16 protein-coding genes are annotated in these 18,625 nt (G+C 53.5%); 9 read left to right on the top strand and 7 right to left on the bottom strand.

What is annotated here, in order from left to right:
- The first annotated feature begins 120 nt into the window (after positions 1-120).
- Genes ACVL1J_RS06340 through ACVL1J_RS06325 form a run of 4 tightly spaced genes read left to right on the top strand, consistent with a single transcriptional unit; the run spans position 121 to position 4,853 of the window.
- Complete coding sequence (locus ACVL1J_RS06340; protein ID WP_491665265.1) at positions 121-1,254, top strand: imelysin family protein; 1,134 nt, start codon at positions 121-123, stop codon at positions 1,252-1,254.
- A gap of 14 nt (positions 1,255-1,268) precedes the next feature.
- Positions 1,269-2,687, top strand: a complete 1,419-nt coding sequence (locus ACVL1J_RS06335; protein ID WP_491665201.1) for a di-heme oxidoreductase family protein — start codon at positions 1,269-1,271, stop codon at positions 2,685-2,687.
- Positions 2,687-3,784, top strand: a complete 1,098-nt coding sequence (locus ACVL1J_RS06330) for an imelysin family protein (protein WP_341238132.1) — start codon at positions 2,687-2,689, stop codon at positions 3,782-3,784. Before ACVL1J_RS06335 ends, ACVL1J_RS06330 begins: the two co-directional genes overlap by 1 nt.
- Positions 3,785-3,788: 4 nt before the next feature.
- A complete protein-coding gene (locus ACVL1J_RS06325) occupies positions 3,789-4,853 on the top strand; it encodes a DUF1513 domain-containing protein (protein ID WP_341238133.1) in 1,065 nt (354 codons plus the stop codon).
- Here ACVL1J_RS06325 and ACVL1J_RS06320 read toward each other — a convergent pair.
- Positions 4,846-6,618, bottom strand: a complete 1,773-nt coding sequence (locus tag ACVL1J_RS06320; protein ID WP_491665200.1) for a pyrroloquinoline quinone-dependent dehydrogenase — start codon at positions 6,616-6,618, stop codon at positions 4,846-4,848. The two genes, ACVL1J_RS06325 and ACVL1J_RS06320, sit on opposite strands and share 8 nt — an antisense overlap.
- A gap of 158 nt (positions 6,619-6,776) precedes the next feature.
- On the opposite strand from ACVL1J_RS06320, the gene ACVL1J_RS06315 reads away from it, so the two are divergent.
- Positions 6,777-6,935, top strand: coding sequence for a hypothetical protein (locus ACVL1J_RS06315; protein ID WP_159572327.1), 159 nt, complete (start codon positions 6,777-6,779; stop codon positions 6,933-6,935).
- A 19-nt stretch (positions 6,936-6,954) separates the two neighbouring features.
- Here the strand turns inward: ACVL1J_RS06315 and ACVL1J_RS06310 are convergent, their stop codons facing one another.
- The 3 genes from ACVL1J_RS06310 to ACVL1J_RS06300 form a co-directional block, all read right to left on the bottom strand.
- Positions 6,955-8,175 (bottom strand): MFS transporter, encoded by a 1,221-nt coding sequence (locus tag ACVL1J_RS06310; RefSeq protein WP_491665199.1) that lies wholly within the window; start codon positions 8,173-8,175, stop codon positions 6,955-6,957.
- Positions 8,176-8,236: 61 nt separating this feature from the next.
- Positions 8,237-9,181, bottom strand: coding sequence for an AEC family transporter (locus ACVL1J_RS06305; RefSeq protein ID WP_341238135.1), 945 nt, complete (start codon positions 9,179-9,181; stop codon positions 8,237-8,239).
- Positions 9,182-9,193: 12 nt separating this feature from the next.
- Entirely contained in the window at positions 9,194-10,273 is a 1,080-nt protein-coding gene (locus ACVL1J_RS06300; RefSeq protein WP_491665198.1) for a tartrate dehydrogenase, read from the bottom strand.
- Positions 10,274-10,379: 106 nt separating this feature from the next.
- Here ACVL1J_RS06300 and ACVL1J_RS06295 point away from each other — a divergent pair, with 106 nt between their 5' ends.
- Positions 10,380-11,276: a LysR family transcriptional regulator gene (locus tag ACVL1J_RS06295; protein WP_341238184.1), complete on the top strand. Its 897-nt coding sequence runs from the start codon at positions 10,380-10,382 to the stop codon at positions 11,274-11,276.
- A 23-nt stretch (positions 11,277-11,299) separates the two neighbouring features.
- Here the strand turns inward: ACVL1J_RS06295 and ACVL1J_RS06290 are convergent, their stop codons facing one another.
- From ACVL1J_RS06290 to ACVL1J_RS06280, 3 genes are all read right to left on the bottom strand, one after another.
- Positions 11,300-11,674: a DUF779 domain-containing protein gene (locus ACVL1J_RS06290; protein WP_341238185.1), complete on the bottom strand. Its 375-nt coding sequence runs from the start codon at positions 11,672-11,674 to the stop codon at positions 11,300-11,302.
- A 77-nt stretch (positions 11,675-11,751) separates the two neighbouring features.
- A complete protein-coding gene (adh, locus tag ACVL1J_RS06285; RefSeq protein ID WP_341238186.1) occupies positions 11,752-13,272 on the bottom strand; it encodes an aldehyde dehydrogenase in 1,521 nt (506 codons plus the stop codon).
- A 243-nt stretch (positions 13,273-13,515) separates the two neighbouring features.
- A complete protein-coding gene (locus ACVL1J_RS06280; RefSeq protein WP_341238187.1) occupies positions 13,516-14,592 on the bottom strand; it encodes a substrate-binding domain-containing protein in 1,077 nt (358 codons plus the stop codon).
- 66 nt (positions 14,593-14,658) lie between these two features.
- On the opposite strand from ACVL1J_RS06280, the gene ACVL1J_RS06275 reads away from it, so the two are divergent.
- The 3 genes from ACVL1J_RS06275 to ACVL1J_RS06265 all read left to right on the top strand — a co-directional run bounded on the left by ACVL1J_RS06275 (position 14,659) and on the right by ACVL1J_RS06265 (position 18,537).
- Positions 14,659-15,510 (top strand): quinoprotein dehydrogenase-associated SoxYZ-like carrier, encoded by an 852-nt coding sequence (locus tag ACVL1J_RS06275; protein WP_341238188.1) that lies wholly within the window; start codon positions 14,659-14,661, stop codon positions 15,508-15,510.
- Entirely contained in the window at positions 15,507-16,484 is a 978-nt protein-coding gene (locus tag ACVL1J_RS06270; protein WP_341238189.1) for a quinoprotein relay system zinc metallohydrolase 1, read from the top strand. The genes ACVL1J_RS06275 and ACVL1J_RS06270 overlap by 4 nt, the downstream gene beginning before the upstream one ends.
- A gap of 301 nt (positions 16,485-16,785) precedes the next feature.
- A complete protein-coding gene (locus tag ACVL1J_RS06265; RefSeq protein WP_491665197.1) occupies positions 16,786-18,537 on the top strand; it encodes a PQQ-dependent methanol/ethanol family dehydrogenase in 1,752 nt (583 codons plus the stop codon).
- The last annotated feature ends 88 nt before the right edge of the window (positions 18,538-18,625 follow it).

The following is an 18,625-nucleotide window of genomic DNA, read 5'->3' as shown; positions in this document are numbered from 1 at the left end:
ATCATCGATTGTTGCGAAGTGTAATGGATGCCCTAATTAATTGCAAATCATTCTCATTAAGATTAATATATGGCTTGATTTAGATTGATTCAAAGGTTTTATTCCCTCATGAAAAAGTGGATGGTCGCCGGTTTTGCCCTGGCATTGTGCAACGTGGCTTTGGCTGCACCTTCAGCCGACGAAGTTGTAAGGGGTTATGGACAATTGGTGTATGCAAACTACACCGACACTGTGAATGCTGCGAAAAAAATGCAAGCTGCCATTGATGCGTTTTTAAAAGCACCTTCGCAAGCTGAAATGAACACTGCAAAAAAAGCATGGCTTGATGCGCGTGAGTTCTACGGACAAACCGAGGCTTTCCGCTTTTATGGCGGCCCGATCGACGACGAAAACGGGCCGGAAGGCCAGATTAATGCCTGGCCCATGGACGAGTCGTATGTGGACTATGTGAAGGGCGATTCAAACAGCGGCTTCATTAACAACGGTAAATTCAACATCACCCGCGAAGCGCTCGTGGAGCAAAATGAACGTGGTGGAGAAGAAAACATTGCCACTGGCTGGCATGCCATCGAGTTTTTGTTGTGGGGTCAAGACTTGAATGATGATGGTCCAGGTGATCGGCCCTACACGGATTACGTGAAAGGCAAGGGCCGCAATGCTGAGCGCCGCGCACACTATTTGCGTGAAGTGACTGCCCTGTTGATTCACGATCTACAAACTGTGCAATCTGCCTGGGCTCCCGCCACACCGGATAACTTCCGTGCTGAATTTGAGAAGGGCGGCAAAGAGTCTGTTCGTCAAATTCTGGTTGGGCTGGGGTCTTTGTCGCGTGGTGAACTTGCAGGCGAACGGCTCGAAGTGGCTTTGTTCAGTCAGGATCAAGAGGATGAACATTCCTGTTTTTCAGACAACACCCATCGTGATGCGGTCAACAATGCGCAAGGCATATTGAATGTGTGGACCGGCACATACAAGCAAGCCAGCGGTGCTGTGCTGAAAGTGCCCTCGCTGGCTGAAATGGTCGCCGCCAAAGCGCCCAATGTGGCCAAAGAAACCACGCAACAGATCCAGAAATCGGTGAGTGCAGCCAATCAAATTCAAGCACCGTTTGATCGGGAAATTATTGGCGGTACAGACGCACCCGGTCCGCAGCGAATCAAGGCGACAGTGGCCAGTTTGGTCAAACAGAGCTCCTTGATCGTGGAATCTGCCAATGCAATTGGCATTACCCGGCTTACTTTGACCTTGCCTTGATTAGATACTTATCCGTGAAAAACGATCGAAAATTAATAGTGTTTGCCTTGACTGCCACCTTGGTGGCAGGGGCTTCGTGGGCCGCAGGCGAGAGCATGACTGCCCGCAGCGCTGGCGACGCAACAGTGTTTGCAGACGGTCGCAATGCCTTCTCATTTCCAGCCGCCAATTTGCCGGATGAAGAGCGTACCCGGTTTGCAATCGGCAACTCGTTTTTCAAGCGCAACTGGGTACAGGCGCCAGCGTCGACCACCGCGCGAGATGGTTTGGGGCCGCACTTTATTGCACGTTCCTGTGGTGGTTGCCATGTTCAGGATGGTCGCGGAAAACCACCTGAAATATTGAATCGCTTGAACAGTGAGCAGCCTGTTGATTTGTTGTTCAGGATTTCCATTCCGGGTGTGGGTGATCACCATGGTGTTGTGCCCGAGCCCACTTACGGTGATCAGTTGAACAATGCCGCTGTCGATGGTGTAAAGCCGGAAGGCAAGATCAGGATTGAAACCACGGAGGTGCGTGGCCAATACCCTGACGGCACACCGTATGTGCTGCAAAAGCCAAGCTACTCATTCACTGAATTGGCCTATGGGCCCATGCACCCCAAGGTGATGGTGAGCCCACGCATTGCGCCACAGGTAATCGGTTTGGGTTTGCTGGAAGCGATTGAGGAAAAAGATGTGCTGGCCAATGCCAGGCAACAGGCTGAGCAAGCGGGGCCGATCAAGGGTGTGCCCAATCGTGTTTGGGATGCCTACGCAAAGAAGGAGATGCTGGGCCGTTTTGGCTGGAAGGCCAATGTGGCTTCACTGGCCCACCAAACCGGCGGTGCGTTTCTCGGCGATATCGGAATCACCAGTGGTTTGTTTCCTGTTGAAAACTGTACACCCTCGCAAAAGGATTGTTTGAAGGCACCCAATGGTTCTGACAATGGCGAGCCAGAACTGAGCGACAAACTGTTCAATGAAATTGTGTTTTATCAGGCCGTACTGGCACCGCCTGCCCGTCGCAATGTAAACGACGTACAGGTGTTGAAAGGGCAAAAGTTGTTTGAACAGGCGCAATGTGCGGTGTGTCATCGCCCCGCTTACACCACGGGCAAAGTGCCATTTCCGGCCTTGAGCAGCAAAGCACTTGAAGGTCAGGAAATTTGGCCCTACACCGATTTGCTGTTGCACGACATGGGCGACGGGCTTGCCGACAATCGCCCTGATTTTCACGCCAATGGCAGGCAATGGAAAACACCGCCCTTGTGGGGCATCGGCTTGATTCCCGATGTCAATAACCACATGCGTTTGTTGCACGACGGCCGTGCAAACGGTGTTGAAGAGGCCATTCTTTGGCACGGCGGAGAAGCGGAACTTAGCAAAAACCGTTTCATGAAATTTTCTGCTGAAGACCGCGCTGCCTTGATCCGTTTTGTGGAGTCGTTGTAATGCATCCTCAACACCAGCATGAATTGAAACATGGTTTATTGCGTGGACTCATTTGCATTGTGCTTGCAGGGGTTTTGCTCTTGGTGATTAATTTGGCTGCGGCTGCAAAGCCTGTAGACAGAAGTACTTTGTTGTTTCCGTATTACGACGCTTCGGAAGTGTTGAACAGCACGGTGACTCACCACTACGCCAAAGACACGGCGGCGTTGTTGGCGCAGCTGGACCAACTCGGCAATTCAACCGCGAAGTATTGTCAGGGTGATTTACCGATTGATGCCTTGAAAACACAGTACTCAAAGACCTATCTGGTGTGGCTTGAATTGTCTGCTGTGGTGATGGGCCCGATGCTGCAGAACAATACAGTGCGGCAAATTGATTTTCGGCCATTGCGGGTGAACTTGCTTGAACGCGCAATCAAGAAACAGCCCCAAGGCGCCGAGGCCATGGCTTTGGTAGGAAGCCCGGCGAAGGGATTTCCGGCCATTGAATATTTACTGGGCCAACCAGGTTTCAAGGTCGCATCGCCCCAGTGCAATTACGCGCAAGAGGTGGTGAGAGACATGACTCGCACCGTGGCTGATTTGAACTGGCAACCCGTCAAACCAAACAGCGAAGAGGATGCTGATTCCTTGAAGGCCGACATGCAGCTGTACTTCAATCAACTGGTGGGTGCCACACACAACCTGGCTTGGGAGCGCATGGAAAAACCGTTGTTGAAAAACAGGGACGACACCGCCAAGGGCGGCGCACCCGATTGGCCGTACGCTGAACTCGGGTTGACCGAAAACGCCTGGAAAGCGCAGTGGCAGGGCATTGCAGACTTGCTGGTGGTCAGCAGCCAGACCGTGCCCAACGCCGATCAACAGGTGGTGCCGCTGGAGGCCTACCTAAGGGGATTGGGCAAAATTGGTTTGGCGGACACATTGCTCGTTCACAGCAATGCAGTTACGGCTGCGGTGAAGGCCAACAATGTTTCGAAGCCTGCCAGTGTTGAACAATCAGTGAAGGCGTCAAAAGCCTTGAAAGGTTTTTTGGAAACTGAAGTGGCCAAAGGATTAAACGTGTCAATCCAGTTTTCATCTTCAGACGGCGATTGAGCCCATGGTGTTGTCACGCCGACAATTTCTGTTGCAAGGCGGTGCAGTGGCACTGTCGCTGGCTTTACCCTTGCCCTCAAGGGCCGCTGTGAATGGCAAGCACGCCAGCTTGCTTGCGGCCTGGCAACTGCCAACAGGGGTTTATCAGGTGGGTGTGCTCAGCTGGAAAAATACCCGCCTGTCGACCCCTTACACCATCGATTCGGCAGTGGATTTACCCACCCGCCCACATGGTTTGATGCACCTTCAGGGCGATGAGTATTTGGTCATCGCGCGTCGCCCGGGCGACTGGATCATGCGCCTGAACATTCAAACCGGAGACACTGCGCGAACCTGGCAAGACGAAGACCGGCATTTGAACGGACACAGCGCAGTACACGGTGATTGCTTGTTCACCACAGAAACCGATGTGTTGACCGGGCAAGGCGTTCTGGGTGTTCGTCACCGGGAAACATTTGAGCTTCTCGATGTGTGGCCAACGCAGGGTCGAGACCCACATGAAATGTTGGTGTTGCCCGGCGGTGTGTTGGGTATCGATGAACCTTTTTTGCTGGTGGCCAATGGCGGCATACAAACCCATGCAGACATGGGGCGCACGCAACTAAACCACTTGCCCATGGATTCTTCCGTGGTGGCCATGCACCCCCGAACGGGAAGGGTGTTGAACCAATGGACCCTGCGTGATTCGCGGCTCAGCCTGCGCCACATGGCCGTGCATGCCAGCGGTGTGGTGGGAATAGCCATGCAGGCCCATCATGCCGTAGAGGCCGATCAAGAGGCGGCACCAGTGCTTGCCTTGCTCGATGAGCAAGGGTTGCGCCCGGTGGCTGAGTCGATTGGTGTGAACGGCTATGCAGGCGATATTGCCACCACGCCCGAAGGCTTTGTGATCAGTTGCACCAAGAATGATTCAGTTGCCCAGTTTGATTTACATGGCAGATTGCTGAACACGCAGCAGGCCAAAGCGGCCTGCGCCTTGGCCTCGCGGGGCGGTGAAGTTTGGTTGGGGCACCAGGCCGGTGAAGACAAGAATTCATTCGCACTGGACAATCACTGGCTGCTTATTTAGCCTTCAATGCCCAAGCCTTGATGGTTTGTCCTTGTTTGAAACCGAACAGCTTGTTGCCGCCAATTGCCACTGCCAAATATTGCTTGCCATTCACCTCGTAGCTAACCGGTGGTGCGTTTACACCGGCCGGGTTGGTCTGTTCCCAAACGCGTTTGCCCGTGTTTGAATTCAGTGCAAAAAATTCGCCACTGCCTTCACCAGAAAAAACCAGACCTGTCTTGGTGCTTAAGACGCCGCCAATCAGGGGGGCCTTTACCTTGTGTTGCCACAGCAGTTTGCCAGTGTCCAGATGAAGGGCTGAAAGCAGGCCGTATTTTTCTCCGTCCTCGATGGGCGACATGGATGAATATTTCAAAGCCGGTTTGTTGCCCTTGGCTTTCAGTTCATGCAATTGATATTTCACAGGCCAGTGAATGCCTGCGATGAACACCATGCGGCGTTGTTCATCCACTGAAACTGGCGACCAGTTTGAACCACCAATGACACCGGGATAGATCACATTGCCTTGTTCGCTGGGCAGGGTAAACATATTGTGTTGTGGCACGAAGGCTTCGCTTTTGAACAACAGTGCGCCGGTGATTCGGTTGTGCACATAAAACCAACCTGTTTTTCCAGCTTGGCCCACAGCCTGCACGGCTTGGCCCTGATGCCTTACCGTGAACAAAACGGGTGGGCTTGCCACATCGTAGCCCCACATGTCGTGAGGAACTTGTTGGTAGTGCCACTTCAATTCGCCAGTGCGAATATCGAGTGCAACAAGTGACGCGGTGTACAGGTTATCGCCCGGCCTTGACGAGCCTTCCATTTGGGGAGAAGGGTTGCCCGTACCAAAATAGAGCATGCCGTTTTCTCGATCAATGGCTGGGGTGCTCCACGCCGAGCCGCCACCAAACTGCCATGCATCCGGGTACTTTGAAACGTCTGCTTTTTCCTGATCAATGTCACGAGGCAGCACCACACCATCTGGTGTTTTCCGGGTGAATGTGCCTTCCCAACCTTTCTCGGGCACGGTGTCGAATTTCCAGGCCTGTGCACCCGTGTTGATATCGTATGCCGCCATGAAACCGCGTCGACCGTAATTGCCTGCAATACCCACGACTGAACCCAGCGGGGCGTCGGGGTCGGGTGAATCCAGGTGCAGGCCATAGCCCACACCTGTAATGCCCACAATGACTTTGCCATCAAACACCATGGGCGCCATGTTGATGCCCGCGCCCGAGGTTCCGGACACCTCGAGTTTTCCATTCTGTGTATTCAGTTGTGAACCCAGAGCGCTGGCATCTTCCCGTACACCTTGATCGCCCTTGGTGACATCTATGTCCCACAACTTGGTGCCATTTCCCGCGTCCAGGGCCAGCAAGCGAGAGTCGACAGTGCCCATGAACACTTTTCCATTGCTGACCGCCACACCCCGGTTGGCAGGGCCGCAGCACATGGGGCGGTCTTTGATGCGGTCGTGGGTGTAGCGCCACAGCAGCTTGCCGGTGTCGGCTTTCAAGGCCACCACATGGTTAAACGGTAGCGACACATACATCACCCCATTGACCACAATGGGCGTGGCTTGAAAACTGGAGGATATCCCGGTGTCAAATTCCCAGGCTGTGTCCAGTTGTGCAACGTTGTCGGGCGCAATTTGAGTGGATGGGCTGTGCCGTTGGTGATTCCAGTTCCCACCAAATACAGGCCATTCTGTGTCTGGCTTGGCCAGTGCAGTTGCACAAACTGACATGGCAATGGCGGTGGCGAATAAGTAAGGTAGCGTCATGATTGCAGTATTTGAATTAAGCGTGCTGGAGACACAAGCAAGGATCAATCCATTGTGACTGTTGCAAAGTGAAGCACATGACGCGTCACAAAAGTGTCATCCAACGCAGACGCGCTTGCGTGTATATTTCGCGTACCCGAGTTTATTGGTAAATGATCATGAAGCAACAACTTGAGCTGTTGAAAGAAATTGAACACAAGCTTGAAGAACTCAGCAAAGACAAAGACCTGAAAGAAAAGCGGCCCCTGGAAGTGAAAGAGGTCAAGGGTTTGCGTTTGGTGGTGTCCTCAATTATTCGCCGCATGGCGGCGAGCTGATCAAAGCAGATTCACCGCCTTACTGATACACCCGCAATTTTTTTGCAATCAACAAAGCGGCCAGGTTGAATGTGATCGCAATCACACTGCACCACCAAAAATTTTCAATCAGCCCCTCGGCATTGCGCGAAATGACAACACCGCCAATCAGCGCAGCCAACCCCATTGCAGCAGACTGCATGGATGAATTCAGTGTCATGAAGGTGCCACGGTTTTTTGGGTTGCCTGCAGCGCTGACCAAGGCCATACCGGGAATCATCCTGCCGCTGACAAACACGAAAAAACAGGTGGTGATCACCAGAATGACCGCCATGCTCATGCCCTCGGTCAGCGTGATCAGCGCCATGGGAACCACCGCAATGCCTGCAATGATTTGCAGCATTTTCAACTTGCCGATTCGATCACTCAACTTGCCGATGATTTGCGCACTGAACAGCGTGGCTGCACCACCTGCCAGATAAATTAGCGGAATGTCGGACGGCGACAGACCCGCGTTGATCTGCATGTAAATTGTGATGTAAGGAATGATCGAAAAACCGGCAAAGATCATGCAGAACGAAAAGCAAAATGCCCGCAAGTGATTGGTGTCGCGAAGCACTTGGGCAATGCCCTGCAACGGCCCTGTTTCGCCACGCGAATGCAAATGCCCCTGCAGGGTGGGAATGACATACCAGCCCGCCACCACAAGCAAGAAACTGATGCTTGCGATACCGAAGAATGGTGTGTGCCAGTCGGAGTTGGCCGCCACATACAAACCAAGCGGTACGCCCATGACTGTGGACACCGAGAAGGAGGTCATGATGACGCCCATGGCTTTGCCTCTGCGCGCAAAGGGCACCACATCGGCCACGATTGTTTGAATCATCGCAGACAAAATACCGCCAAACAAGCCGGCTGCAATGCGCGCGCTCATCAGCGTTTCGTAGGTGGGTGCCAAGCCGCACGCCAATGTGGCTGCCGCAAACAGCACATAGAGGATCAATAACAAGCGGCGCCGTTCGAACCGGTCAATGTACAGCGAGGCCACAAGGCCCGAGGCCCCTGCAGCGAAAGTGTAGGCCGACACCAGCAAACCGAACTTGGCATCGGAGATTGAAAACGCTGCAGTGAGCTGTGGGCCCAGCGGCATCATGATCATGAAATCAAGAATGTGGGTGAACTGAATACCCGCAAGGATCAGCAGCAGCGCCCATTCCCGCTGGGATGTCATTGTCACTTGGCTTGCTGCTTGGGTATTCATGTACTGCTACCTGTGGATTGAATTGTTTTTCTGGAATTCATTCCGAGTTTAACGTGTGAATTTAGTGCCCCAGCGCGGTGAGCGTGTAAATACCCAAAGTCATGGTTCCGATGGACACCAGGGTGGTCAGGGCGATGATGTTCGCGGCCAGTTTGCCGTCACCCCCAGCAGCCACGGCCATGGCAAAGCTGGCTGCCGCAGTTGGGCTTGAAAAGAACATCCACAAAATAATGAGATCCCGCCCTTGAATGCCGATGAGCCATGCCGCAGTGCAGGCCAGCACGGGCAAAATTGCAATTTTGATTGCGCTGGATTGCAGGGCTGACATGCCAGAAGCTTTGACCCCGGCCAGTGAAAGAGTGCCACCTACGCAGATGAGTGCCAGTGGCAAAGTGAGACCGGCAAAGTACTCGCCCGATTTCAATAGCCACTGCGGTATGTACAGTTTCACCGCGCTGGCCAACATGCCCAGCACCACAGCAATAATAAGGGGGTTTTTCAACAACTCTTTGCCCACTGAAGCGGGGCTGAATTTCAGGGTGGGGCTGTAGACAGAGAGAATTAGCACTGACAGCACATTGAACAAGAGAATGGTAAAACCAACCAGTACGCCGCCCACCGATAGCCCATAGGCACCATAGTAGCTTGCTACCAAGGCGAAGCTGACGACACCACAATTGCCCCGAAAAGCCCCTTGTACAAATACGCCCCTTTGGCTGTATGGAATAGCTTGGGTGGCCCACCACCAACTGGCTAAGAAACCCACCACCGTGGCAGCACACAGAAAAATGACCAGGGTGGCATTGAATGCGCTTTGCAGATCAGCCTGCCAGATCGACAGAAAGAACAGCGTTGGCATGGTGGCTTTGTAGGTTAGCGTTGATGCTGTTTGAATGAAGGAATCGTTGATCAGATTGACCTTGCGCAGCACCAACCCCATGAAGACCATTGCAAACACGGGGGCGGTGACTCCCAGAATTTCCGAGAGTACGTTGAATTGATTCATGTGATCAGGTTTTTACTGAATGCACTCCGCAATTGCTTTGCCCACATCAGACGTGGTGGCAGTGCCGCCCATGTCAGGTGTGCGGGGACCTTCCACCAGCACGGTTTCGATAGCTTTCAGGATTGAATCGTGGGCTGCCTTGAATTTGGGTTCGCCCTGACCGATGGAGTCAAGCATCATAGCACCCGACCAGATCATGGCGATGGGATTGGAAATGTTCTTGCCGTAAATGTCTGGTGCGGAACCGTGCACCGGTTCAAACAGGGAGGGAAATGTACCTTCCGGATTCAGGTTGGCTGAGGGTGCAATGCCGATGGTGCCGGTGCAGGCTGGCCCCAGGTCGGAAAGAATATCGCCGAACAGGTTGGACGCGACCACCACATCAAAACGTTCCGGGCTAAGTACAAAGCGTGCGGCAAGAATGTCCACGTGGTATTTGTCCCAATGCACATCGGGGTACTGTTTGCCCATGGATTCCACACGTTCGTCCCAGTAGGGCATGCTGATGGCAATGCCATTGGATTTGGTGGCCGAGGTCAGGTGCTTTTTCGGGCGGCTTTGTGCCAGGTCAAAGGCGTACTTCAGAATTCGGTCTGTGCCCTTGCGGGTGAACACGGCTTCCTGAAGAACCACTTCGCGTTCAGTGCCTTCAAACATGCGGCCGCCCACTGAAGAGTATTCGCCTTCCGTGTTTTCCCGAACCACGTAGAAATCGATGTCGCCCACTTTCTTGTTGGCCAGTGGGCAGGGAATGCCAGGCATCAGCCGCACGGGGCGCAGGTTCACATACTGGTCGAATTCGCGGCGGAATTTCAACAAGGAACCCCACAGGGAAATGTGGTCGGGCACTTTGTCGGGCCAACCCACAGCACCGAAGTACAGGGCGTCGAAGTTGACCAGTTGATCAAACCAGTCGCTTGGCATCATTTGGCCATGTTTCAGGTAGTAGTCGCAGTGCGCCCAGTCGAAGTGGGTGAATTGAAGGTCAAGCTTGTATTGGCGCGCAGCCGCTTCCAGCACGCGCAGGCCTTCTGGGGTTACTTCGTTGCCAATGCCGTCGCCAGCCAGTACCGCTATTTTTCGGGAGCTCATGAACATTCCTGATTGAGTGTTGGGTTCAAGCCCTTAGTGTATTGCTTAACTTGAAAGTTGATAATACTGTGATAAGTTAAATTATTTTCAACCATTGGGTTAATTAATGAGTTCAAACCCCCCCTCTCTTGACGAGCTGGAACTGATGCTTGCGTTGTGTCGGCAGGGATCGCTGTCAGCATGCGCGCGCGAAATGGGGGTGTCAACAGCCTACATCAGCAAGCGACTTGCACAGCTTGAGCAGCGTTTGGGGCTGAAGTTGTTTCACCGCACAACCCGCAGTTTGTCGTTGACCGAGGTGGGGGAAACTTGCGTGGAATGGGGGCAGCGGGTGCTTGATAGCTCTCAGGATTTGATGGATGCCCTGTCGGCTGAGCGATCCATTCCCCGGGGCTTGCTGCGGGTGTGTTCAAGTTCGGGATATGGCCGGTCGCATGTAGCGCCCGCCTTGTCGGAGCTGGCCAGGCGGTACGCAGAACTGGAAGTTCAGCTGGAGTTGATTGACCGCCCGGTTGATTTGATCACCGAGGGGTTTCACCTGGACATTCGGCTTGGGGAAATGACTGAACCCGGTTTGATTTGCCGCCGCATTGCAGGCAACCAGCGCATTCTGTGCGCCAGCCCGGCCTATTTGAAACAGGCATCTGCACTGCATGAACTGGATGATCTGCAGAATCACCAATGCCTTGTGATTCGCGAGCGTGATCAACAACCGGGGCGTTGGGTGCTGCAGGGGCCACACGGGGAGGAAACTGTGCGGGTGCGTGGTGCCTTGTCGTCGAACAACGGCGAGTCTGTTCGCCAATGGATGGTGGATGGCCATGGCGTGGGCCTGCGCAGCGTGTGGGATGTGGCACCTTACCTGCGCAACAGGAAGCTGGTTCGCGTGTTGCCGCAGTATTGTCAGCAAGCCAATGTGTATGCGGTGTACCCGTCGCGTCTGGCCAGTTCAGCGCGCTTGCGGGTTTGTGTTGAATTTCTGGCTGACCGATTGCGCAACTGAAACTGTTGTGTGGCCGTGTCAGTTCATGACACAACAGGTTCAACCGGGCTTAGTGACTTGAGTTCAAGATCGGAATACAGCCGAGACCTGGTTAAAAACCTCAAGCCACTTGGCCGCTCAAGGCTGAACATGCCGCCATTGCCTTTCACCACATCAATGGTGAGGTGCGTGTGTTCCCAATACGCGAATTGTGATTTGCTCATGTAAAACGGCACGCCACCAATCTCGCCAAGTTTTACATCGGATCCGCCCAATGGGAATTCATTGCGCGGAAACAGCATGGGAGCGCTGCCGTCGCAACAGCCACCGCTTTGGTGAAAAATAACATCACCGTGCTGGGCTTTTAATGAGGCGATCAAGACCAGTGCTTCCGGGCTTGCGCTGACTCGGTTTGACATTATTTTCTCCAGTTGAACAGAAGCACCGCTCTTCCCGGGTCGGGTTGAGCGGTGCTGGTTTTTTTTACGACAACAATTTAAAAGAATCCCATTGCATTTGGGTTATAGCTCACCAGCAGGTTTTTGGTTTGCTGGTAGTGGTGCAACATCATTTTGTGGTTCTCGCGGCCAATACCCGATTGCTTGTAACCACCAAATGCGGCATGTGCAGGGTACAGGTGGTAGCAGTTGGTCCACACACGGCCAGCTTGAATGGCGCGGCCCATGCGGAATGCACGTGCACCATCGCGGCTCCACACACCGGCACCTAAACCGTACAGGGTGTCGTTGGCAATTTGGAGGGCTTCGGCTTCGTCTTTGAACGTAGTGACCGACAACACGGGACCAAAAATTTCTTCCTGGAAAATGCGCATTTTGTTGTGTCCCTTGAAGACTGTGGGCTTCACATAGTAGCCACCTGCCAGGTCGCCGCTTTGCTTGTTCTGCTCGCCGCCGATCAGGCACTTTGCACCTTCCTGTTTGCCCAGGTCGATGTAGCTCAGAATTTTTTCGAGTTGTTCCGACGAGGCCTGTGCGCCAATCATGGTGCTTTCATCCAGCGGGTTGCCCTGCTTGATTTTTCCAACGCGTTCAATGGCCCGCTCAATGAACGCGTCGTAGATGTCTTCCTGAATCAGTGCACGGGATGGGCAGGTGCACACCTCGCCCTGGTTCAAGGCAAACATGGCGAAACCCTCCAGTGTTTTGTCGAAGAAGGCATCGTCGGCATCCATGATGTCGGAGAAGAAAATATTGGGCGATTTGCCGCCCAATTCCAGGGTGACAGGAATCAGGTTTTGTGCAGCATAGCTCATGATCAGGCGGCCAGTGGATGTTTCGCCAGTGAACGCAATTTTTGCGATGCGCGGGTTGCTGGCCAATGATTTGCCTGCTTCCAGACCGAAACCGTTCACAATATTCAGCACGCCCGGTGGCAGCAAATCGGCAATCAATTCCATCACCACCAGCAACGAAGCGGGTGTTTGTTCCGCAGGCTTGAGAACCACGCAGTTGCCAGCGGCCAATGCAGGGGCCAGTTTCCAGGCGGCCATCAAAATCGGGAAGTTCCAGGGAATGATTTGACCCACTACACCCAGCGGTTCGTTGAAATGGTAGGCGTAGGTCTGGTGGTCAATTTCACAAATGCTGCCTTCTTCGCCACGAATACAGGCTGCAAAGTAGCGGAAGTGGTCAATGGCCAGTGGAATATCTGCAGCCATGGTTTCGCGCAAGGGTTTGCCGTTGTCCAGGGTTTCAGCCACGGCGATCAGGCGCAGGTTTTCTTCCATGCGGTCTGCAATTTTATTCAAAATCGTGGCGCGCTCCGTGGGGGATCGTTTGCCCCAGGAATCTTTGGCTGCATGGGCTGCGTCCAGCGCATCTTCAATGTCTTCGGCTTGTGATCGTGCTACCTTGCATAGCAACTGACCGGTGACCGGGGTGACGTTGTCGAAGTACTGCCCACTTTTTGGGGCAAGCCACTGGCCGCCTATGAAATTGTCGTACTTTGCCTTGAATGGGAAAGCGACCCCCAAATTTAATTCGTCAACCATGTTCATGTCCCTAACTCCTTGTTGTGTTGATGTAGGTAAACAACAAGGCGCAACGGGCATGCCAGTGCCGTTTCAGCGCATTTTCCGGAAAACTGTTTCCGCAATTTTTGCTGACTGAACTGAAATCTGGAAGATTGATGCAGGAATTTGTGGTTGGGGGAAAGCAGTAAATCGTTAAATTATGCAAAACATTGCATAATTTTGTTGCGCTGCACAGTTTTGGCACACCCACACGGGGGGAGGCGAGGCTTATTTCTCCTGAATTTCATTCAGGAACACTTCCAGTGCCTGTGTTCTGCCCAAGTGTGTCGCCCTGTAGCCCGCCGTTTGCTCGACCTGTGCCAACACTTCCGGGCTGTTGAGCCAGGGCAACATGATTTCCATCGCCGGGTAATTCAGGTCGTTGTTGTGCAGCACCAAAAAGTACCTTTCCTTGGACACTGAGCGGAACTGCAATCCATAGTGGTCCGCTGCTGCCCGAATGCCCAAACCCAAATCACCATGCCCAGCCGCAATGGTACAGGCCACAGCCAGGTGGGAGTTTTCTTCGTGATAATAGCCCGGTAGTTCTTCCGGGTTCAGGCAGGCTTTCGTGATCAGGGCATTTAGCTGGTGGTGGGTAGAGGAAGCCGAGTTTCGGTTCACCAGCAGCGCGCGACGTTTGGCAACATCGTCCAGCGTGGGGGGGCTGGCAACGGGGCGGCTCATCCAGCCGATGTCGCGTTCAAACAGTTCAACAACCGACAGGTTGGACCCGCGCAACCAGCGCCGCATGATTTGGTGCACGTGGGAATGTTCTTCCAGACCCACCGGCAAGTGGCAACCCGCCACACGCACTTCACCGCGGTGCAGGGCAGACAAGGCGGCAATGCTGCCCGACCATCGAAGTGACACCTGCAGCTTTTTGTACAAGGCAGTGTTTTGAAACAAGCCCTGCAGCACCAGGTCGTCGCTTAAAGCCAGGCTGATCCAGGGTTTGTTCTGGTCAATGTCCAGCCACTCGGCGTTCAGCTGTTCGCCCACCATGCCAAGGTCGGGTGCAACGCGCACATTGCCTTGTTCAACCATCCAGATCAGTTTGTGCCCAAACCGCGTAAGGCAGGCACCGGCGCGCCCGTGTGTTGCTACCAGGTCTTCACCCAGCATTTCGTTGTATTGTTGAATTTGCGACCACAGGGTGCGGTAAGAAACACCGAGCGATTTGCAGGCCAGCGAAATCGAGCCTTTCTCGTCGATTGTTTTTAATGTCGACAGCAGGCGTTGATCCAGTTCAACGGTTTGACCATCGTCTTTTTTCCAGCGAGCGGATACTTTTAAGTTGAGCATTTGCGAATATAGGCACATCGATTGCTTGCATTCTGACAGATTGCACATGGCAGGAGACAGGTCATCATGAAGTACGGTTGTTCCATCACAAGAATGAATTCAAATTGGGCCTGTGCACTTTGCGCAGGTATTGCTTTGCTGGCAGGCAATTTCTTTGCCACCCCCGTGCAGGCCGCTGCTGCGGAAATGGGTGCGGTAAAAGGAGATTTAACGGGCGGGGACCCGCTGGGTTCCATGCAGTGGCCCGACATGAAGGGGCAGTTTTTCGAAGCAAATGAAAAAACAGTGTTCGATTCCCGAATCAAGGTCACAGTGCCCCTGTTCGCCGAAGACGCCATGAATGTGCCGGTGTCATTCGATGCATCTGCCATTGGCAAGGTGAAAAAAATTGTGGTGCTGGTGGACCGCAACCCCATTCGCAAGGTGCTTGAATTCATACCCGAACAAGCCAAGCCAGCCTTGAATTTCCGTTTCAAGCTGGAGCAAGCCAGCCCCATTCGCGTGGCTGCGCTTGGAGAGGACAATGTGTGGCATGTGGGTTACGCATTTATTGAGGCGTCGGGTGGTGGGTGTACCGTGTCGGGCGCCACCCGCGCGGATGGCACTTGGCCCCAAACCTTGAACCGGGTTGCCGGGAAAATGTTTGATGCCAACCAGTTGCGCGATGACGCCCGTTTGCGGGTGCAGGTGTCGCACCCCATGGACACAGGTTTGGTAGCCGGTGTGCCCGCCTTCTACATTGAAGAAATGGTTTTGCAAGACAAAAACAGACAGGTTTTGGCCAGGTTGTATCCCTTTGAACCAGTGTCCGAGAACCCGCTGTTCTCGTTTGACTTTGATAAAAAACCAGCGGGCCCCATCAGTTTGGTGGGGCGAGACAACAACGGCAACCGGATCAACGCAAAGGTTACGCAATGAAATTGAAGTGTTTGATTGCCATGGCACTGATCACGATGACAGCCGCAGGGCAGGCCCGTGCCGAACTGCCCAATGTGGCCAAGCCCACACCCGACAAAGCCACGCTTGATTACGGTTTGAAGGCCACCAAACTGGCCGGTGGCTGGTATGTAATTGCGGGGGCCAATGATGATTTTTCACAGGCCAATGGTTGCAACATCATCAACACCGGGTTTTATGTAGACCAAGCCGGGGTGTATGTGATCAACACAGGCACATCGCGCCTGTACGGCGAGCAGCAACGCGCCCTGATTGATTCAGTCAGCAAGGGCAAGCCAATCAGGCAAGTGGTGGCGTTGAACCTGCATCCGGATTATTTTTTGGGCAATCAGGCTTACCCGAAAGAAGCACTCGCGGCCACGAAGTTGACCATTCAAGGCATCAAGGCTGAAGCGGCGCTGTATGAAACCAACCTTTACCGTTTGTGCGGCGACTGGATGAAGGCCACTGAAAGTGTATTTCCCACGCAGACCATTGCGCCAGCCAGCCTGAAAAGTTTTGGCAGCAAGGCAGTGGAGGCCATTGAACTGAAAGGCCACACCGATTCGGATCTGGTGCTGTTTGACCCTGAAAGCAAGGTGATGTGGACGGGCGGCCTGGTGTTTTACCAGCGCATTGTGACCACGCCGCACGCCCGGCTGAAGCCCTGGATTGAAAGCCTGAAAAAGCTGCAAGCCATGAAACCCAAGGTGGTGGTGCCTAGCCACGGCCCGGTGAGTTGGGGCAGTGAAGCGATCGACCAAACCCTGGATTACCTGAGCTGGCTGGACAAGCGCCTGGCACAGGCCGCCGAGATGGGCGAGGAAATCAATGATGTGATGAAAAAGGGTGCGCCCGAACGATTCAGAAACTTTGCGGCTTACCCGGCCGAGTTTTATCGCAACGTGACGAACCTGTACCCGGTGTATGAAAAGGAAACCTTGGGTGGCTTTTGAGGATTAAGCGTCAGGGTTAACGCTGTACCAAGTGTGTCAAAAAGGGACAGTTTGTGTGTTGCTGAACAGGTGCGCTGTTCCAATGTCACAAAACTGTCTCTTTTTTTTCTTGTCGCATTGAATCAAATCACCTGAAAGAGGGTTTATTTGTAAAGTACTGATTTTATTGAATAAAAAAATTATATAGAAGAATTATTCTACTTGGCATGAAGCTTGCGCTAGGTTTGCATTGGGTAGCCCCGACTCTGCAAATGAGGGGCGAGAACCTCAAAGTAACGGATGATGAGAGGAGAAACAAAAAATGCGCAAAACTCTGCTTAGCGCGATGGTAGCAACCGCACTGGCGATTCCCGCAGTGGCTTCTGCCGCTGTGACAGACGCAATGATTCAAAACGATGCCAAATCCACAGGCGACATTCTTTCCTGGGGCATGGGTACAGAGGGTCAGCGTTACAGTCCATTGAAAGACATCAACGTATCGAACGTGGGCAAGCTGGTTCCAGCCTGGTCCTTCTCGTTTGGTGGTGAAAAGCAGCGCGGCCAGGAAAGCCAGCCTGTGATTCACAACGGCAAGATGTTTGTAACAGGTTCCTATTCACGTATTTACGCTTTGGATGCCGCCACAGGTGCGAAACTGTGGAAGTACGAGCACCGCCTGCCTGAAGGCATCATGCCTTGCTGCGACGTGGTGAACCGTGGTGCAGCCCTGTATGACAACCTGGTGATCTTCGCAACACTGGACGCACAATTGATTGCCTTGGATCAAGACAGCGGCAAGGTTGTGTGGAAAGACAAAATTGACGACTACGCTGCTGGTTACTCCAACACAGCCGCTCCAATCATCGCCAACGGTTTGGTGCTGACAGGTGTATCGGGTGGTGAATTCGGTGTAGTGGGTCGTGTTGAAGCACGCAATGCCAAGACCGGTGAAATGGTTTGGCTGCGCCCAACCGTTGAAGGCCACATGGGTTATACATGGGACAAAGACGGCAACAAGAAGGAAGCTGGAATTTCCGGTACCACCAATGCCACCTGGAAAGGCGACATGTGGAAAACCGGTGGCGCAGCCACATGGCTGGGCGGTACATACGACAGCAAGACAGGCCTGGCCTACTTCGGTACTGGTAACCCTGCACCCTGGAACAGCCACCTGCGCCCCGGCGACAACCTGTATTCCACATCCACAGTGGCAGTTGACGTAAAAACTGGCCAGATCAAGTGGCACTACCAGTCCACACCGAACGACGGTTGGGACTACGACGGTGTGAACGAGTTCGTGACCTTTGACATGAATGGCAAGCGTGTTGGTGCGAAAGCTGACCGCAACGGCTTCATGTATGTGAACGACGCCACCACCGGCAAGCTGGAAAATGCCTTCCCATTTGTGAAGAAAATCACATGGGCCAAGGGCATCGACATGAAGACAGGTCGCCCGATTTTTGACCCTGCCAACCGCCCTGGTGACCCCACCAAGATGGACGGCAAGAAAGGCGAAACAGTGTTCTCAGCACCATCATTTTTGGGTGGCAAGAACCAGCAGCCAATGGCTTACAGCCCTGACACAGGCCTGTTCTATGTTCCAGCAAACGAATGGGGCATGGAGATCTGGAACGAGCCAATCACCTACAAGAAAGGTGCGGCTTACCTGGGTGCCGGTTTCACCATCAAGACATTGCCTGGCTTTGACTACATCGGCGCATTGCGTGCGATGAACCCCAAGACCGGCAAGATCGAATGGGAAATCACCAACAACGCGCCTTTGTGGGGTGGTGTTCTGACGACTGGCGGCAATCTGGTGTTCTGGGGTACTCCAGAAGGTTACCTGAAGGCGGCTGATGCCAAAACCGGCAAGGAAGTGTGGAAGTTCCAGACAGGTTCTGGCGTGGTTGCGCCACCCGTAACCTGGAAAGGCAAGGACGGTCAGCAGTATGTGGCGGTTGTGTCTGGTTGGGGCGGTGCCGTACCCCTTTGGGGCGGAGACGTGGCCAGCAAAGTGAACTACCTTGAACAAGGTGGTTCCGTGTGGGTATTCAAACTGTTCGACAGCAAGTAATCAGTTTGTGAAGAACATCAAACTGCCCCGTGTGGGGTAGTTTGGTGAGTAGTGAAGTAGTAGAGCGTTTTAGAAGTGTTGTCATTTT

The organism is Limnobacter sp. G6BE5S (genome assembly GCF_058448965.1).
Note: the sequence above shows the minus strand (reverse complement) of the source record. Positions and strands in the feature narration are given on the sequence as shown.

Coding starts and splice junctions, on each gene's coding strand:
- ACVL1J_RS06340 (WP_491665265.1), top strand. CDS start 121: ATGGTCGCCGGTTTTGCCCTGGCATTGTGCAACGTGGCTTTGGCTGCA.
- ACVL1J_RS06330 (WP_341238132.1), top strand. CDS start 2,687: ATGCATCCTCAACACCAGCATGAATTGAAACATGGTTTATTGCGTGGA.
- ACVL1J_RS06325 (WP_341238133.1), top strand. CDS start 3,789: ATGGTGTTGTCACGCCGACAATTTCTGTTGCAAGGCGGTGCAGTGGCA.
- ACVL1J_RS06320 (WP_491665200.1), bottom strand. CDS start 6,618: ATGACGCTACCTTACTTATTCGCCACCGCCATTGCCATGTCAGTTTGT.
- ACVL1J_RS06315 (WP_159572327.1), top strand. CDS start 6,777: ATGAAGCAACAACTTGAGCTGTTGAAAGAAATTGAACACAAGCTTGAA.
- ACVL1J_RS06310 (WP_491665199.1), bottom strand. CDS start 8,175: ATGAATACCCAAGCAGCAAGCCAAGTGACAATGACATCCCAGCGGGAA.
- ACVL1J_RS06305 (WP_341238135.1), bottom strand. CDS start 9,181: ATGAATCAATTCAACGTACTCTCGGAAATTCTGGGAGTCACCGCCCCC.
- ACVL1J_RS06300 (WP_491665198.1), bottom strand. CDS start 10,273: ATGAGCTCCCGAAAAATAGCGGTACTGGCTGGCGACGGCATTGGCAAC.
- ACVL1J_RS06295 (WP_341238184.1), top strand. CDS start 10,380: ATGAGTTCAAACCCCCCCTCTCTTGACGAGCTGGAACTGATGCTTGCG.
- ACVL1J_RS06290 (WP_341238185.1), bottom strand. CDS start 11,674: ATGTCAAACCGAGTCAGCGCAAGCCCGGAAGCACTGGTCTTGATCGCC.
- adh (WP_341238186.1), bottom strand. CDS start 13,272: ATGAACATGGTTGACGAATTAAATTTGGGGGTCGCTTTCCCATTCAAG.
- ACVL1J_RS06280 (WP_341238187.1), bottom strand. CDS start 14,592: ATGCTCAACTTAAAAGTATCCGCTCGCTGGAAAAAAGACGATGGTCAA.
- ACVL1J_RS06275 (WP_341238188.1), top strand. CDS start 14,659: ATGAAGTACGGTTGTTCCATCACAAGAATGAATTCAAATTGGGCCTGT.
- ACVL1J_RS06270 (WP_341238189.1), top strand. CDS start 15,507: ATGAAATTGAAGTGTTTGATTGCCATGGCACTGATCACGATGACAGCC.
- ACVL1J_RS06265 (WP_491665197.1), top strand. CDS start 16,786: ATGCGCAAAACTCTGCTTAGCGCGATGGTAGCAACCGCACTGGCGATT.